This is a genomic window from Moraxella sp. CTOTU47616 (assembly GCF_032017465.1).
GTDB classification, from domain to species: Bacteria; Pseudomonadota; Gammaproteobacteria; order Pseudomonadales; family Moraxellaceae; genus Faucicola; species Faucicola tetraodonis.
Genome location: NZ_DALZPU010000002.1, coordinates 142,554 through 159,273, shown reverse-complemented (window position 1 = coordinate 159,273; position 16,720 = coordinate 142,554). Strand labels below are relative to the sequence as shown.

The 16,720-nt window shown below is 45.2% G+C and carries 14 protein-coding genes and 1 other RNA gene; 12 read left to right on the top strand and 3 right to left on the bottom strand.

The window, feature by feature from the left end:
• Nucleotides 1–5 precede the first annotated feature (5 nt).
• The gene (locus RTS10_RS02785) at nt 6–905 is read left to right on the top strand and encodes a LysR family transcriptional regulator (RefSeq protein WP_312523402.1); all 900 of its coding nucleotides are present in this window, start codon (nt 6–8) and stop codon (nt 903–905) included.
• 212 nt (nt 906–1,117) lie between these two features.
• Entirely contained in the window at nt 1,118–2,134 is a 1,017-nt protein-coding gene (cysK, locus tag RTS10_RS02780; protein WP_312539135.1) for a cysteine synthase A, read from the top strand.
• Between the two features lie 195 nt (nt 2,135–2,329).
• Here cysK and RTS10_RS02775 read toward each other — a convergent pair whose 3' ends face one another.
• Together RTS10_RS02775 and RTS10_RS02770 are read right to left on the bottom strand one after the other, a co-directional pair.
• A complete protein-coding gene (locus tag RTS10_RS02775; protein ID WP_312523406.1) occupies nt 2,330–3,700 on the bottom strand; it encodes an MATE family efflux transporter in 1,371 nt (456 codons plus the stop codon).
• 221 nt (nt 3,701–3,921) lie between these two features.
• On the bottom strand, nt 3,922–4,914 hold the full coding sequence (locus RTS10_RS02770) for a hypothetical protein (RefSeq protein ID WP_312539133.1): 993 nt from the start codon (nt 4,912–4,914) through the stop codon (nt 3,922–3,924).
• 290 nt (nt 4,915–5,204) lie between these two features.
• On the opposite strand from RTS10_RS02770, the gene hemW reads away from it, so the two are divergent.
• The 8 genes from hemW to RTS10_RS02730 all read left to right on the top strand — a co-directional run bounded on the left by hemW (nt 5,205) and on the right by RTS10_RS02730 (nt 12,976).
• Nucleotides 5,205–6,353: a radical SAM family heme chaperone HemW gene (gene hemW, locus RTS10_RS02765; RefSeq protein ID WP_312385753.1), complete on the top strand. Its 1,149-nt coding sequence runs from the start codon at nt 5,205–5,207 to the stop codon at nt 6,351–6,353.
• 78 nt (nt 6,354–6,431) lie between these two features.
• Nucleotides 6,432–7,217: a TatD family hydrolase gene (locus RTS10_RS02760; RefSeq protein ID WP_219331390.1), complete on the top strand. Its 786-nt coding sequence runs from the start codon at nt 6,432–6,434 to the stop codon at nt 7,215–7,217.
• 287 nt (nt 7,218–7,504) lie between these two features.
• A complete protein-coding gene (locus RTS10_RS02755) occupies nt 7,505–8,206 on the top strand; it encodes a TetR/AcrR family transcriptional regulator (RefSeq protein WP_312539131.1) in 702 nt (233 codons plus the stop codon).
• 100 nt (nt 8,207–8,306) lie between these two features.
• A complete protein-coding gene (locus RTS10_RS02750) occupies nt 8,307–8,969 on the top strand; it encodes a pilus assembly FimT family protein (RefSeq protein WP_312539130.1) in 663 nt (220 codons plus the stop codon).
• Nucleotides 8,966–9,388, top strand: a complete 423-nt coding sequence (gene gspI, locus RTS10_RS02745; protein ID WP_312539129.1) for a type II secretion system minor pseudopilin GspI — start codon at nt 8,966–8,968, stop codon at nt 9,386–9,388. The genes RTS10_RS02750 and gspI overlap by 4 nt, the downstream gene beginning before the upstream one ends.
• Nucleotides 9,385–10,197: a type II secretion system minor pseudopilin GspJ gene (gene gspJ / locus RTS10_RS02740; RefSeq protein ID WP_312539128.1), complete on the top strand. Its 813-nt coding sequence runs from the start codon at nt 9,385–9,387 to the stop codon at nt 10,195–10,197. Before gspI ends, gspJ begins: the two co-directional genes overlap by 4 nt.
• 26 nt (nt 10,198–10,223) lie before the next feature.
• Nucleotides 10,224–11,447, top strand: coding sequence for a type II secretion system minor pseudopilin GspK (gene gspK / locus RTS10_RS02735; RefSeq protein WP_312539127.1), 1,224 nt, complete (start codon nt 10,224–10,226; stop codon nt 11,445–11,447).
• A 230-nt stretch (nt 11,448–11,677) separates the two neighbouring features.
• Entirely contained in the window at nt 11,678–12,976 is a 1,299-nt protein-coding gene (locus tag RTS10_RS02730) for an NCS2 family permease (protein ID WP_050325550.1), read from the top strand.
• 60 nt (nt 12,977–13,036) lie between these two features.
• On the opposite strand, the gene ssrS is transcribed toward RTS10_RS02730, so the two are convergent.
• A non-coding RNA gene (gene ssrS, locus RTS10_RS02725) (6S RNA) lies at nt 13,037–13,235 on the bottom strand.
• Nucleotides 13,236–13,538: 303 nt separating this feature from the next.
• Here ssrS and gpmI point away from each other — a divergent pair.
• Both gpmI and RTS10_RS02715 read left to right on the top strand, forming a co-directional pair.
• Nucleotides 13,539–15,161 (top strand): 2,3-bisphosphoglycerate-independent phosphoglycerate mutase, encoded by a 1,623-nt coding sequence (gpmI, locus tag RTS10_RS02720; RefSeq protein WP_312539126.1) that lies wholly within the window; start codon nt 13,539–13,541, stop codon nt 15,159–15,161.
• A gap of 23 nt (nt 15,162–15,184) precedes the next feature.
• Complete coding sequence (locus RTS10_RS02715) at nt 15,185–16,702, top strand: S41 family peptidase (RefSeq protein WP_312539125.1); 1,518 nt, start codon at nt 15,185–15,187, stop codon at nt 16,700–16,702.
• Nucleotides 16,703–16,720: the final 18 nt, after the last annotated feature.

The window sequence follows — 16,720 nt, the reverse complement described above, 5'->3', positions numbered from 1 at the left end:
CAAATATGATGACCTTAAAACAACTTCAATGCTTTATCACTGTGGTGAAGACCGGCGGATTTTCTCATGCTGCCGATACATTGAGTTTGACGCAGCCCACAGTGACCAAAGCCATTTCCAATTTGGAAGATACGCTAGGCGTGGCGCTCTTTGATAAGCAACTGATGAGCCGCAAGCGGGATATTGCGCTGACCGAAATTGGCGCATTGGTGTATGAGCAGGCGCAGACGGTGCTGCAACATGTCGGCTACCTTGAGCAGACGGTGACACAATATCAGCACATGGATCGCGGGCAGCTGCGGCTAGGGTTGTCACCACTCGGGGGTGAGTTGTTGAGCGATGCGATTTTTGAGTTTTATCAAACCCATCGCCATATTGAGCTGTCGTTGCTAGAAGATGGCGCAGAGTCGTTAAAACAAGCCTTGCTCGATGATACGCTTGATGTGTGTACCTTGATGCAACCGATTGAAGATAGCTTTGATTGTATCCCAGTGTGCGATTATCCCATTATGATGGTGGCACACCGGCAGCATATGGGCAATACCATCAAACAAGTGACTTTAAAATCTTTAAAAAATGCGTCGTTGATGTTATTTGCGTCTCATTCGTCATTCACCTCAATGATTGTCGAAGAGTGCCAAAAACTCGGCTTTGAGCCCAATATTATTTGCCACACCAACCAATGGCAACTATTGACGACATTGTTGAAAAAAAACATGGGGGTGACGCTACTGCCCAAATATTATACCGATAAACTCGATGACAAACAGCTGGTTTGCCTGCCGCTTGTCCAGCCTAATTTGACTTGGCAAATGGTGATGGCATGGCGAAAACACCGACCACTGACCCCAGCCATGCAAGCTTGGCTAAACATAGTACAGCGCCAAGCTAATAATAAAGTTTAATGGGAAAGTTTAATAGGAGAGTTTAATCGACAGGCTATCAACATTTGATAAACCTTTTGATAGCACTGTGTTACAGCTTTGTGTTACAGCCTTGTATTATAGACCCGGGTGTTAACGCTTTTTGATATATGGAATTTACCAAATGATGTTAGACACCGCAAAATCACTGCCGTAAAATCATTCAACAATACCTCAAAAAAAAGGGAATACCTATGCTACAACAACCTGACGACCACTACTCCGCACCCGCCAACCTTGGCACAGCGGTATATGCCAACAATGCTGATGCGATTGGTAACACGCCGCTGGTACGTCTTAATCATATCATGCCACAGGGGGTGACCGTGCTTGCCAAAATCGAAAGCCGTAACCCGGCGTTTTCGGTCAAATGCCGAATCGGTGCAGGCATGGTGCAAGCCGCTGAGCAAGCAGGGTTATTAAAGCCGGGTATGCAAATCATCGAGCCGACCAGTGGTAACACGGGGATTGCGCTGGCGTTTGTGGCAGCAGCCAAAGGGTATAAAATCACGCTGACCATGCCAGCTTCAATGAGTATGGAGCGCCGTAAAGTGCTGGCCGCCTTGGGCGCACACTTGGTGCTCACTGAGCCTTCGTTAGGTATGAGAGGGGCGGTGGAAGCTGCGCAAGAAATCCATGATAACCATCCTGGCGAATACTTTTTGCCGCAACAGTTTGATAACCCTGCCAACCCAGACACCCATGTCAAAACCACCGCACCTGAGATTTTTAATGCCACCGCGGGTAAGGTCGATGCGCTAGTGGCAGGCGTGGGTACAGGCGGGACGATTTCGGGTATCGCCCGGTATTTTAAACAAATCAAACATCAGCCGCTTTATACCGTCGCGGTTGAGCCTGCGGAATCACCGATTATTACCCAGACGCGTGAAGGTAAACCCATCACCCCAGGTCCGCATAAAATCCAAGGGATTGGCGCCAACTTTATCCCAAAAAATCTTGCGCTTGATTTACTTGATGAAGTCATCACAGTAACTGGCGATGATGCGATTGCATGGGCAAGACGGGCGATGACCCAAGAAGGTATTTTATGCGGTATCTCTTGCGGTGCAGCGCTGCAGGCAACGTATCAACTAGCAAACCGCCCTGAGATGCAAGGCAAAACCATTGTGGTTATTCTGCCAGACAGTGGTGAGCGTTATTTAACCAGTGTGCTATTTGATGGCATCTTCACTGGCGAAAACTTTAATTAACAAACTTTCATGAACGATAAAAAAGGGCGTTAGTTCGCCCTTTTTTACTTTATTTTTAATTTAAAATCGCTATAAAAATCATCGGTTGAATAAACCAAACATGGTCATCAACCCATGACCTATAAAAAATAACCTACAATAAATAGCCTAAGCGACTTTTTAATCATTGTCGATTGTTTTTCTTTTTAGGTTATTCTATAGCCAAGCCACTTTTAAGCGTTTTTGCTGACGTAATAAACGCGTTCCTAACAGCAGTGACGCCAATCCCAGCGCTGCAACTAGCGCGATCCAAAATCCCTTAGCCCCCATATCGGTATGGCGCACCAAATAGGTACCCAGCGGAATCGCCACCACCCAATAGCAAAACAAGGTGATGAACATCGGCACTGTGGTATCTTGCATACCGCGCAAAATTCCCGCAAAATTGACCTGCCAGGCATCAAACAACTGATACACGGTGGCAAACCATAATAACAGCGCGGCTTGCTGAATCACTTGCGGATTTTCACTAAAGAAAGTTGGCAGGGTTTGCCGAAAAATGGCAGTTAACAACATGCTAATCACCGCAAATGACGTGGCTACGGCAATGCCGATGAGCTTGATACGTTTAAGCTCTCGGTAATCTTTGGCGCCATAGCGGTTTGACACCATGATGGTGAGCGCCATCGCGACTGAAAACGGGAACATGAATAACTGCGATGAAATCGTCAACGCGACCTGATGGCTTGCCACCGCGATTTCACCCAGCGGGCTGATGATAATGGAAGCTAGACTAAACGCGCTCACTTCAAAAAAAATCGACATACCAATGGGAATACCAATCGATAATTGCTGACGCAACTGAGCAAAATCCATGCCGGCAAAATTGGCAAAAAACCGTTGATTGGCAAAATCTGACTGGGGGCTCAAAGTCAAATAGCTTACCAACATCAATAAATTTATCCATAACGCAATCCCAGAGGCAAAACCACAGCCCGCACCGCCCATGGCAGGAATCAGCGCAGTATCGCCGAGGGTGACGCCATGAATAAACGCATAGCTGAGCGGCACATTTAAAATCAAACCAATGAGGCTAATCACCATGACCACGGTGGGATGTTTTAAGCTTTCGGTGTAGCAGCGCAGTGAGGTATATAGACAGACCGCAGGAAACCCAAAAGAGATACCAAACAAGAATTTTTGGGCGATATGCTGAATATCCTTTGGTACCTTCATCCAATCAAACAAATAATGCAGCTGATTGACCGCTACAAACCCTATCATACCGATGATAAGCGCCAGCCATAGCGATTGTTGGGTGATAAATGGCACTTTTTGTAGTTGCTGCTGACCAATCGCTTCTCCAATCAATGGCGTGGTGGCAAGCAAAATACCAACCGCCAGCAAAAAAGTGGGCATCCAAATACCCGCGCCGATGGCCACGCCCGATAAATCTAGCGCAGAGACTTGACCTGCGAGTAAGGTATCGACCAAGGCGAGCCCTGACTGGCAAATCTGAGTGATTAAAATAGGGAAGGTCAAGACAAATAATTGTTTGAAGTCTTGACGAGCAATAGCTGACAGCATGTAATGACCAAATATTCGTTGAAAATTCAATAAAGGCGGCAGTTTAACAGATTTTGCGGCATGATTTTTTATTGTTTAATTTATTGTTTAATTTATTGTTTAAGCAGGTCAGCAAATTAACAGGTCAAAAAAGTTAGCGTTTGATTGTGATAGCATCAACATACAAAAGCCTTTATCAAATGTCGCCACAATTTGATAAAGGCTTTTTTCAACAATAGATTTTAAAGCGCTTTAATCATGGCTTGATAGCCTGTCAGTTTATTGGTGGCATCAAAGGTCTGTACCACAAACGCATAATTGGCTTTAGTGGCATCCACAAAGGGTGTAAAAGTAGTGCCGTAGGTTAATTGGTTGGTGCGTACAAAACCCATACCGCGGTCAGTGGCTTTATCCAAGTTGATTTGGGTGACAAGGGTGCGAGCGGTGTTGGCAGGCGCAGCCCAATTGAGGTTTAGGGTACTACCTGTCCCCATGAGATTAACGCCTAAATTGCCGACAGTAGCCGTGAGTGGTAATACTTTAAAATCGCCATCGCCGCCTAAGGTATAGTTGACATCACAGCCGTCTTTATTGTCAGATAATTGTTTGCCAAAATCGACACCCACCTGATAACTATATTGACCATCCCAATAATCGCGCTTGCTATCATAATCACCATTAAATGGCATGCCTGCCACAGAGGTTTTTAATTCGTCAAACTGTAAAAATTTAAGGACCGTATTATCAAATTTTGCTGCTGGGTCGAGTGTGCCAGACAGTACACCACCCATCTTTTGGTCAGTTTTAATAGAGATTTTTTCTGTGGTTAAGATGTTTGGGTCTTGGCAAGTTTTTTGTTGATAGCTCATTTGACCATACACCGAGGCAGCATAATCATTGCCAATATCAAAATACACCACACCCAAGTCGCTATCATTGGGCTCGTTGTCGTTGTCTTCCACAAAATAGCCAACATACAACCCCCCTTTACCGCCTTCTGGGGTGATTTTGTCCAAAAAATTATCTAAGCTGTCTTCGGGCAAAAAGATACTTTGTAAAATCTCTGGCATGCTTTTTTCTTTATTGGTTAATTTATCCTCGACTTTTTTGTAGGCAGCGCGGACATCCGTTGCAATGTTTTTATAACTATCATTGGCATCGTTTAGGGCATTGTCGACAGTCTCACTACCTGAGCCGCCACACGCAGATAGGGCGATGGTGAACGCAGTTAGCATGCCTATTTTATAAGACGCTTTTTTATAAGGCACCTTTTACATGGCACTTTTTTACAAGACGCTTTTTTATAAGGCGCTTGGGTATATGACATGATGACAATCCTTCCTTGATAATAGATGAAATAGCAATAAAAAATAGCGATAAATTATTAAATAAAATCAAAATAAAAGTTTGGGGCTATGCTACCATTGTTATTTTTTAAAGTATAGCCAAATAGTAGCGATTATCATCAAAAAATTGTTGGCTATAGCGTGTCAAATTATCAATCGAATGAATTAGTTACTGATTAATGCCAAATCCAAACCTTATCCCTTTGTCGCTTTATATCCATATTCCTTGGTGTGTTAAAAAATGTCCGTATTGTGATTTTAACTCACATGAAAGCCGTACACCGATTGATTTTGTAGGCTATGTCGATGCACTGTTAGACGATTTAAAAACCCAACTAAGCTTTGTACAAGGGCGCAAGATTTCCACCATTTTTATTGGGGGAGGCACGCCATCGCTGCTGCCGATTGCGCAATATCGGCAGCTTTTTGCGGGTATCAATGCTCAGTTAACACTGACTGACGATTGTGAAATCACCATGGAAGCCAATCCTGCCACCGTGGAGCATGCGCCATTTCATGAGTATTTAGCGGTGGGTATCAATCGGTTGTCGCTCGGTGTGCAAAGTTTTCAAACCCAAAAACTTGCTGCCTTGGGGCGGATTCATAACCCGCAGCAAGCGCTTTTAGCCATTGCCAATGCCCAGCAAGCAGGGTTTAAAAAGTTAAATGTCGACTTAATGCATGGCTTGCCCAACCAGACATTGGCAGACGCCCTGAGCGATTTGCAGCAAGCGATTGATTTGGGCGTTTCGCATATTTCGTGGTATCAGCTCACCATTGAGCCCAATACCGTGTTTTATCGCAATACGCCGATTTTGCCTGATGACGAGATATTGGTGGATATTTTTGAGCAAGGGGCTCAGCTTTTGCAAGCCAATGGGTTTGTGCAATACGAAGTGTCGGCATGGTCAAGACAGGCAGATTTTCAGCCCAGTCAGCATAATCTCAACTATTGGCAGTTTGGTGATTATCTAGCAATTGGGGCAGGCGCGCATGGTAAAGTCACGCGGCCTGATGGCATTTACCGGTTTAGCAAATCCCGTTTACCAAAAGATTATAGGATTAATCAGTCAGCGATAGGTTGGCAAGCCATTGAGCCTGCTGATTTACCGTTTGAATTTATGATGAATGGGCTGCGGCTAAAAAATGGCGTGCCCAAACAGTTTTGGACACAGAGAACAGGCTTGGCATGGTCAGTCATTGAGCCACAATTGATAAAACTACACAATCGGGGGTTGGTTGAGTTAAGCGGTGACCATATCCACTGCACAGCGCAAGGGTTTTTATTTTTAAACCAAGTGCTGCAAGAATTTTTACCCGATGATTAACGCTTTGACGGTGCATTTGATTGAATTTATGCGCCGCAGCCTTATTTAAGCGTCAATCAATTAAAAAAAGAGAGTGATATGTTTACCGATACCCATGCGCATCTAAACCGTTTGGATTTAGAAAAATATCAAGGTGATATCCGTCAAGCCTTACAAGCCGCCAAGGATGCCAATGTGCAGCGGATTATGGCGATTATGTGTGAGCTGGATGAATACGATGCTATTTATGAGATTATTAATACAAAAATTGACGGGCTGACGTTGGGGATGAGTGTGGGCGTGCATCCCTGCGAAGACATTGCCATGCTAAAAAGTGCAACGGTTGAGACACTCGTTGAAATGGCAAATCAGCCGCATGTTTGGGCGATTGGCGAGACGGGGCTAGATTATTATTGGTCAACAGAAAATAGCATAGAACAAAAAGCCAGCTTTGCCCGCCATATCCATGCCAGTCAGCACCTAAAAAAACCCATTGTCGTTCATACCCGTGAGGCCAAACACGATACATTGGATTTATTAAAAGCAGAAAAAGCCGAGCATGGCATTATTCATTGCTTTACAGAAGATTATGAGACCGCCAAAAAAGCCTTGGACTTGGGTTTTTATATTTCTTTATCAGGGATTGTGACCTTTAAAAACGCCACTGAATTACAAGCCGTGGCGAAAAAACTGCCTAAAGATCGCATTTTGATTGAAACAGACAGCCCTTATCTTGCGCCAGTGCCCAAACGCGGCAAATCTAACGAGCCTGCTTTTGTGCCCTATGTGGCGGATTTTCTCGCCAAACATTATGACATGCTAGTCGATGAGTTCGCGCACTTAACCCATCAAAATTTTGACGCATTATTACATCAGTATGCTTAAAAATAGTTAACTAAATCTTTATACTTTATTAAGTAGGTAATAAAATTTATGTGATAAAACATTTGGCAATGACTCATCAGTCATGTATCATACGTAACAACCTTGCTCTTATGTTACTAAGCGAGCTTATTAAGCTGGGTTACTATGCGAGGTTATTAAGCAAAGTTACTAAGCGAGCATTTTTTTTATCATTTATTTTTTATCGTTTAACAGTTGTGCGTAGATGGGTTGATGTAACGGGTCTCGTCAACAATAGGGGCTACTAGAACAGACTGATGGAGTAATCAATGAGTCGTCAACAACAATTCAAAAATCGTGAAGAAGTCATATTGGCAGTTGCCGAGCAGTTGCTATTAGAGTCTGGGGAAGGCGATATCACCCTAGATAGTTTAGCCGAGCAGCTAGACTTAGCTAAAGGTACGCTCTACAAGCATTTTACCAGCAAAGATGAATTGTTTTTACGCATCATTATCCGTCATGAGCAACAACTACTAGCGCTGAGCGAAGTCGGCGATTGTCCTGCCGCAGGTGTGGCACGTCTTACCCTGTTTCAACTCATCAATCCGCAAAAAGCTATATTACTCAACCAAATCGAAGAACGCTTAGCCAACTCTGCTGTAGGTCTTAATAAGCTTTTTTCGCAGTTGTATGAAATTCGCCGTGAACGCATGAAGCGATTAATCAACACCACGGCTGAATACCTGCAATCATTACACAGTACCATGAGTACCCGAGACTATCTGTCGACCATTTGGGCGATGGGTCAAGGCGGTGCAGGACTGCTGAATTCTAGTTTTTATCAACGCTATCTCGGTCGCCGCGATACGCTACGCTTTGCCTTGGTTCAGCATATTTTAGACATTCCCAAGCAATACCCTGCTGCGGTACAATCAGTCGATGCGCCTACTGGGGCAAACCCACCCAGCGCCGCTAGTCATACAGCAAATTCACAGACTGAGTCAAACTTGACGCCGCGCAATGTCAAATAATAGTAAATGTTAAATAGTAAATGTCAAAGAATACTAGTTAACTATCATCACCCACGGTTAAGCTTTATAAACTATCCCTGTTTTGTCTGAGTGCATGACGATGCGATTGCTATTTGGTCGGTCTTGTAAAACTTTCACTCCCGCACCCAGTGCGATGGGTGGGCAACAAGGGTTTACCTTAATCGAAATCATGGTAGTCATCGTCATTTTATCTATTTTTGCTGGGATGATGAGCCTATCGGTAGGGGGTAGTGAAAATCGTAGAAACACGGCGTTTCATGAGCGTTTGACCAGTAATCTTAATTATGTACGCTTGTTATCAACGGAACGCATGCAGCCTTATGGGCTGGCAATCAAACTGCCGCAAAATGACACGCCCAATCAGCTAGTAGTGGTTAAATTAGAAAACGCCTTTACTAATTCTCAAAGTGCTGTTCGCAATGCCAATGCCGCAACAACCTCGCAACCTGTCCCACCACAATGGGTGATAGAAAAACAAATCCCACCGCTGGATGTGCCAGACAACCTTGACGTCAAAATCCGCCCACTGGATAACCCATTTAATACTAACGCCGCCCAAAATACCCAACCCACCGCCAGCTGGTTAAGCGGCAGCGAGGCACCGCCTGTGGTGTGGTTTGGGACAGGCGAGGCGACACCCGTGCAAATCAGCATCCAAAAAACTAATGCCGACAAACAAACCTTTGCAGTTGGCAATCCCATCATCGTCAACCAAGCCGGGGCAATCGAGGTGGCAAAATGACCATGGCTACCTCAAATAAACTGGCTATCAGGCAGCATCAGCAAGGATTTACGTTACTTGAAGTCATGGTGGCATTAGCGATTTTGGCGGTGGTTGCGGTATCAGCCAGCCAAGCCAGTCGCAGTTATGTACAATCCGTAGATAACATGAAAACACGAACCTTTGGCTATTATGTGGCGCAAAACACGCTGGCAGAATTGCGACTACAAAAAACTTGGCTCACCGCATCCGATACGCGGCAAATCACCTCGCAAGGCCGTCAGTGGCAAGTGGTTATCTCACCGCAAACCACACAAACCAGTCAAGGCTTTGTCCAACCCATTCATATTCGCGTGGCACCTATTGTCGATGGCAGCGCAAAAAAAGACGTGGTGGATATCGATGCAGTCCTGGTAAAGGATATGGGGACAACGCCGTGAGCCCTTTTTCTATTCATTGCTCTGCTGCAATGGCACCGCATAAAACATCCCAGCAAGGCTTTACCTTAATCGAAATGATGATTGCGTTGGTGATTTTTGCGATGCTGGCATTAGCGGGATGGCAGATTATGGATAGTCTGACCAAAAGTCGCGAGCGCGGCTACCAACATCAAAAATCATTATCACAGCTTGATTATGCTTATTTACAGCTGTCGCAAGATTTGGCACAAACCAGCAATTATGTGGCGGTGCCAATCCTGTCAGCGACTGACAATAATACGGCATCGGTGAATACTGCCGCTATGACACCAACCTTTGTATTAAATGCGTCACAAATAAGTTTTATCCGTTTTGCCGCGCCCGATCCGCGTTATCAGCCGTCACCTATGCTAGCAAAAATACAATATTCGTTGGCAGGTGAAACGCTGACAAAACGGCGTTTTTACCAGTTAGACGACAACAACGAAACCCCTGCAACCAGTGTGTTATTGACAGGTATCAAGGATGCCAGTTGGCGAGCATTGACGCCTGACGTGGTCAGTGTTTTCCCAGATGAAGCCACGCTGCAAAAGGTACAGCAAATACAAGCGCAAAAAAACACCAATCAAACGGCCAATGTTTCAACCGATCCGATTCCTAACACGCCTGATAACGCAACAGATCAAAATGGCAATTTGCAAAACAGTATAGATTTAACCCCTTATCAGCAGTTACCACGCGGCATCGAGCTTAATTTTAGTTACCAAGGCGAGCCGATTACTTGGCGATTTGCGTTACCAAACACACCGCCAAACGCACCGAACCCATAATTCAATCAAATTTTAGCAAATACACCATGCCAACAAACCGCACTCCGTCTAAAATTTTTGCAAATATTGCCATAGCAAACCCGCCATATCGGCATGGGCAACAAGGGATGGCACTCCTGACTATTTTGTTGTTGGTGGTGGCGATTACCATCGTGGCAGGCAGTATGCTTGCCAATCAAAAAGTGATGATTCGAGAATTTGAGCTGACCAAAGGTCAAGGGCAGCTTAGGGAATATGCCTTGGCAGGGGAAGCTATGGCGACCAATGTGATCGCGCAAGACAGCCAAGTCAACCAAGTCGATAGTTTAGCAGATGCTTGGGCAAAACCCATAGCTGAGCAAACCCTGAATCAAGCCAAGGTCAGTATTAAAATCGACGATGATGCCAGCCGTTTTAATATTAACAACCTGTATCACGATGGCAAAGTAGATGACACGGCACTGGCATTTTTTCAGGCGCTGTTACAAGCCAATGGCTTATCGCCCAATATTGCGATGGCGGTGCTTGATTGGCAAGACCCAGACAGTGACACCCGTGCCGACGGTGGCGCAGAAGCAGCGTATTATCAAAGTACGGGCAAAAAAATGGCGATGGGTATCGCTAACCAGACTTTTATCTCAATCAATGAATTGCAATATGTGCGCGGTATGGATAGCGAAGGATTGCAAAAATTAGCGCCGTATCTGACCGCAGTGCCATATTATCTGCCCATGAATATCAACACAGTGAAGCCCGAACTATTAAGCGTACTGGTGAATTTACCCACCGCAACCAGTGGCAACCATCCGCAAGGCTCAAACCGTTCGGACAGTAATGACGCCCCACAATCTGGGCAAGACACTAGCGCAGCTTCAAATGTGGCAGCTACCCACCAAATTGACGATACGGCAATCATCAATTGGGCAAATGCCCGAGCAAACAACCTAGCGGTGCAAAACTTGACTCAATTGTGGGCAGTACCAAGTTTTGCCCAGATTGACGAGCGCAACAAAGCACGCATCGCCAAGCTGTTAGCCACCCAAAGTCAAAGTTTTCACGTCGTTGTCAGTGTCAAAAGTGACGACAAGCAGCTTTTTTTGCATAGCCAAATCGCTAAGATTTTACCTAAAGCTGACAATGACCCAGCGGCTGCTTCTGGTGTGTCAGCGACACCCATGCCAGTACCACCTAACATGCAAAATGGCACGCAAAATAATACGCCGCCACAAATCATCACTTACAACCGCCAATTTTTACCCTTTGCCCAATAAGGCAGCAAAGAAATAAATTGGCTTCAAAATTCCCAGTTATTTTATGTTTATTTTAATCAGTTATTTGTTGCTGGCATATTCTAGGGTAAAATAAGGGGTTTTTCTTGGGCGTTGTTGAATGACGATGGGGCAGAAAACGGGCACAAAAGCGTTGTCTACACAACGGATACAGATGCAACCTAGATGTAACCTAGACGCATAAATTGGATGAATAAATTGGGTGAATATAGATGAATGTAATCGAGCGCTATTTTGGCATAGATGGCCGCAATACAACGATAAAAACTGAAATTCTGGCAGGTCTGACAACCTTTTTGACCATGGCTTATATTATCTTTGTCAATCCCGACATGTTGGCAAAAGCTGGGATGGATAAAGGGGCGGTATTTGTGGCGACGTGTCTAGCCTCAGCGCTGGGCTGTTTTTTGATGGGATTGATTGCGCGTTTGCCCGTGGCATTGGCACCTGGCATGGGTTTGAATGCGTTTTTTACCTTTACCGTCGTCTTGGGAATGGGTAAAAGTTGGCAAGTGGCGTTGGGGGCAGTATTTATTTCAGGCTTGCTCTTTGTGCTGATTAGTGCCTTTAAACTGCGTGAATGGATTATCAACGCGATTCCCTATACCCTTAAACAAGGTATCGTGGCAGGGATTGGGGCGTTTTTAGCGTTTATTGCGCTTAAAAGCTCGGGCATCATTGTGGCGAGTCCTGCCACGTTTGTGACCATGGGCAAGCTCACTGATTTTGGTCCTGCGATGGCGATTTTAAGTTTTTTTCTGATTGTCGTATTTGTGCAGCGTAAAGTCCCTGCGGCAGTGATGTTGTCAATTTTGATTGTGACGGTGATTAGCTTGTTGGCAGGGGAAACCCATTATTCAGGGATTGTATCAATGCCGCCATCGATTGCACCGACCTTTATGCAGTTAGATATTGCAGGTGCGCTTGATGTGAGTATGGTTAGTGTGATTTTTGCCTTTTTATTTGTGGTGTTATTTGATACATCAGGCACATTAATTGGCGTGACTAAAAAAGCTGGGTTAATGTCTACCGATGGTCAAATCCCGAATCTAGGTAAAGCCTTGTTTGCTGACTCAACGGCGGCTGTGGCAGGGTCAGTGCTAGGTACTTCATCGGTAACGAGTTATGTAGAAAGCACAGCTGGGGTGGCAGCGGGTGGACGCACCGGTTTGACCGCGATTGTGGTGGGTGTGTTATTTTTATTGGCGTTATTTTTTGCGCCATTGGCTGGGATGATTCCTGCGTATGCGACGGCAGGGGCGATTTTTTATGTCGCGGTATTGATGTTATTTACGCTGCGTGAGATTGATTGGGATGACTTGACCGAAGCATCACCTGTCGCGGTAGTGCTGCTATTGACGCCGCTTACCTTCTCAATTGCGGATGGGATTGCGTTAGGTTTTATCACCTATACCATTGCCAAATTGGTGAGTGGACGTTATAAAGAAGTTAGCCCTGCGGTTTGGGTGTTAACGGTGATTTTATTGGCAAAATTGATTTTTTTGAGTTAATCAATGGCTGAGCAAAAAAAACCATCTAGCCGAATTGGGTTAGATGGTTTTTTTATTAAATTTTGGTCCAGAGTACCGCTGTCTATGTGAACCCATGAACTGTAACGTTCAGGGTGGGTATGGCAACCACTCTTAAGGCTTCCTGAATCATCGCAGCGTAGCTGGATGCAGGCTTGCACAACAAGTGAAAAGAACGCATACCCTTATATAAATTATCAGCTCAGGTAAAACCATAAACTGGCGAATACCCCAGATGCACTCATTGTAACAGATTACCTAGGATGATGCAAAAGCTCGCTCGTTAATTCAATGATTGATTAAATTAATCACACTTGACGGTCAAAATACCATTCAAATCGTCAACACACATCACAAGGTTTTTTGTTCTCATCATATTGCTTAGCAGTTGACAGTTAACAGGCTTAGCAGTTAACAGGCTTTGCAGTTAACAGAATGACGCAAAATCAGGGTTAAAGAGATTGAGCGAGCTATGCTATAATTTTCAAAATTTTTTTAATACTAGTTTTGTATTTTCCTTATTTTAGCTTTTCTAGAGGCAACAATGAATCAAGCGTCTAACTCGGTTACCCATCAATCGACGGTTAAAAAAACTCCCCATGTGTTGATGATTTTAGATGGTTTTGGACATCGCGAAGATCAGCGTGATAATGCGATTGCCGCGGCGCACACCCCAAACCTTGATTATTTGTATCAGCATTATCCCCATGGCTTGATTTCAGGATCAGGTGAAGACGTGGGTTTACCCGCAGGGCAGTTTGGTAACTCTGAAGTCGGGCATATGAATTTGGGTGCAGGTCGTATTTTGTATCAAGACTCTACCCGTATTCACAAAGAAATCCGCGAACAGCAATTTTTTAGCAACCCTGCATTAACCGAAGCAGTAAAGCTTGCCAATAACCGAAACGCCAATGTGCATATCATGGGATTGTTATCTGATGGCGGGGTTCATTCGCATCAAGATCATATTGTCGCGATGGTGGAGCTGGCATTGCAGCAGGGTGCAAAGCAGGTCTTTATCCATACATTTTTGGACGGGCGTGATACGCCGCCTAAAAGTGCGGACAATTATGTCGCACAATTAGAACAAGCGCTTGCCACGCTTAATCAGCGATATGAGGGCACGGCTTATTTGGTGAGTCTTATTGGTCGCTACTTTGCGATGGATCGGGATAAACGTTGGGATCGGGTACAGCAAGCGTATGATTTGCTGACCCAAGCCAAAGCAGAACGGGTGGTGCAATCAGGTGCTGAAGCGATTAGCGCAGCGTATGGCGCAGGTGAAAGTGACGAGTTCGTCAAACCGACTTGGGTGCGTTATGCTGACCAAAACGCTGACTTTGGTATTATCCAAGACAATGACAGTGTGATTTTTATGAATTTTCGTGCCGACCGCGCCCGTGAAATCAGCCAAGCACTGGTTTCAGCTGATTTTGATGGCTTTACGCGTGAAAAACTGCCAACGCTGTCAAAATTTGTGATGTTGACCAAATACTCCGATGAATTACAAAACAATGGCGTGACCAGTATCGCCTTTGAACCGACATCGCTAACCAACACCTTAGGCGAGTATTTGCAATCGCAAGGCAAAACCCAACTGCGCATTGCTGAAACCGAAAAATACGCGCACGTGACTTTCTTTTTTAGTGGTGGGCGCGAAGCAGAATTTGAAGGGGAGCAGCGTATTTTGGTCAACTCGCCTGCGGTTGCTACTTATGATTTACAACCTGAAATGAGTGCGCCAGAAGTCACTGAAAAATTGACCCATGCCATCAATTCGGGCGCGTATGATGTACTGATTGTGAATTATGCCAATGGCGATATGGTAGGGCATACAGGTGTGTTCGATGCCGCTGTCAAAGCCGTCGAAACGTTGGATAACTGTGTGAAAACCATTGCCGATTGTGTGATGGCCAATCATGGGCATTTGCTGATTACCGCTGATCATGGTAATGTTGAGCAAATGCAGGATTATGATAGCGGACAGGTACACACCCAGCACACCACAGAGCTAGTGCCATTTATTTATGTCAATGAGCAAGCGCCTGATACCGTGCACATTCGCACGGGTGGTAAGCTATCGGATGTGGCGCCAACCCTATTGGACTTAATGCACCTTGCCAAACCTGCCGAAATGACAGGTGAAAGCTTAATCGTAGCAAACTAACAGTTAATGGGTGCAACTATCGTATGGTAACGCAGCGTCTGAAATCACTATCCAACCCTACTTTCAAAAGACACATTATAGCGCTGGCATTGTGGGGGATAGGGTCATTGGGTTATGCTGCTAACCGACCGACTGTCAGTGCGCCTGTCAAACCACCGGTCAAATCTGCTACCTCAGTTGCGGCAAAAACCAATAAAACGGCATTAAAACCTGCAATCACTCAGGCGATTGCGAGTACTAATCCTACTGCCGTGCCCGTTAGTGCGGTGAATGCACCTAATGCTGTACCAGATGGCGCTGATTATGATAATTCGACGGATGACGGCGCTGACGATGGCGGGGAAGTGGATATTACGTCAACCACGCCTATGGTGACTAATCCAGCTACTCAGCCAAACCTAGACACTCAGCCCATCGCGCCAGCTTCTGGGCAAATCCAGCAAGTGGCGTTGGAGGCGGTATCACCCGTCACAGTCGAAAAATTTGTCAAAATGATTGATATCATCCGTCAAAACTATGTGACGAATGTCGATGATGAATCCCTGTTTGCCAATGCGATGGCAGGCACTTTAGCTGGTCTCGATCCTTATTCTGAATATCTGGATGCAAACGCGTTTGAAAACTTAAGGTTATTTACCGAAGGCGATATTGGTAGTATTGGTGTGAGTGTGAGTTTTCATGCCGATGTAGATAGCTGGGTGTTTGATGATGTGCTGCCCAACTCGCCTGCTGCAAAAGCGGGTATTCAGCGCGGCAATTATTTGCATCAAATCAATGATAATAAGCTGGACAGCACGCGAACCCCACAAGATGTCGATCAGCTGCTGACAGGCATCGCAGGGACAACGGCTCGCTTGTTAGTCTCGGATAAAGGTCGTCGTAAACATCTGGTGGTGGTGCAAAGAACCTTGGTACAACAACAAGCCATGAGCAGCAAAATCATTAATGGTGTTGCGGTGGTGCAAATCCCTGTGTTTCAAAACAATACTCAGCAGCAATTTTTAATGGCGCTCACCAAATTAAATCAGCCGTTTAACGTGCTGGTACTCGATTTGCGCAATAACCCAGGTGGCGTGTTGTCAGCTGCCAATGATATCGCAAGCTTATTTATGAACGATAAAGTGGTGGTGCAGATTAAAAATCGCCAGGGCATACAAGAGGTGATGCGCACCCACGGCAAAGCCCAGTTTGCCGATTTACCGTTGGTGGTGTTGCAAAATCGTTATTCTGCTTCGGCGGCTGAAGTATTAGCCAGTACGCTACAAAACAACCAACGAGCTAAGGTGTATGGCGAAACCAGTTATGGTAAAGGCTCTATCCAAAGCATTGTACCCATCAATGATAACGAAGCGGTAAAGCTAACGGTCGCGCATTATTACTCAAGTAAAGGCGACAAAATTGATGGCGTAGGCGTCAAACCGGATGTGACTTTGACGGGTGCAGAAACGAGTTGGCAAGATCAGGTATTAGCGGATTTGCAAACCACCAAACGAAGCAACCAATTTTTACTTAAACCTACGCCAACGCCTCAGTCTTTTTAAGCTCATCACCTAAGCCGT

What these genes read in the sequence shown, in the direction of transcription:
- gspI (WP_312539129.1), top strand. Translation starts at nt 8,966, where the DNA reads ATGACCATGGCTACCTCAAATAAACTGGCTATCAGGCAGCATCAGCAA.
- gspK (WP_312539127.1), top strand. Translation starts at nt 10,224, where the DNA reads ATGCCAACAAACCGCACTCCGTCTAAAATTTTTGCAAATATTGCCATA.
- RTS10_RS02730 (WP_050325550.1), top strand. Translation starts at nt 11,678, where the DNA reads ATGAATGTAATCGAGCGCTATTTTGGCATAGATGGCCGCAATACAACG.
- RTS10_RS02750 (WP_312539130.1), top strand. Translation starts at nt 8,307, where the DNA reads ATGCGATTGCTATTTGGTCGGTCTTGTAAAACTTTCACTCCCGCACCC.
- gpmI (WP_312539126.1), top strand. Translation starts at nt 13,539, where the DNA reads ATGAATCAAGCGTCTAACTCGGTTACCCATCAATCGACGGTTAAAAAA.
- RTS10_RS02760 (WP_219331390.1), top strand. Translation starts at nt 6,432, where the DNA reads ATGTTTACCGATACCCATGCGCATCTAAACCGTTTGGATTTAGAAAAA.
- cysK (WP_312539135.1), top strand. Translation starts at nt 1,118, where the DNA reads ATGCTACAACAACCTGACGACCACTACTCCGCACCCGCCAACCTTGGC.
- RTS10_RS02755 (WP_312539131.1), top strand. Translation starts at nt 7,505, where the DNA reads ATGAGTCGTCAACAACAATTCAAAAATCGTGAAGAAGTCATATTGGCA.
- hemW (WP_312385753.1), top strand. Translation starts at nt 5,205, where the DNA reads ATGCCAAATCCAAACCTTATCCCTTTGTCGCTTTATATCCATATTCCT.
- RTS10_RS02715 (WP_312539125.1), top strand. Translation starts at nt 15,185, where the DNA reads ATGGTAACGCAGCGTCTGAAATCACTATCCAACCCTACTTTCAAAAGA.
- RTS10_RS02785 (WP_312523402.1), top strand. Translation starts at nt 6, where the DNA reads ATGATGACCTTAAAACAACTTCAATGCTTTATCACTGTGGTGAAGACC.
- RTS10_RS02770 (WP_312539133.1), bottom strand. Translation starts at nt 4,914, where the DNA reads ATGCTAACTGCGTTCACCATCGCCCTATCTGCGTGTGGCGGCTCAGGT.
- RTS10_RS02775 (WP_312523406.1), bottom strand. Translation starts at nt 3,700, where the DNA reads ATGCTGTCAGCTATTGCTCGTCAAGACTTCAAACAATTATTTGTCTTG.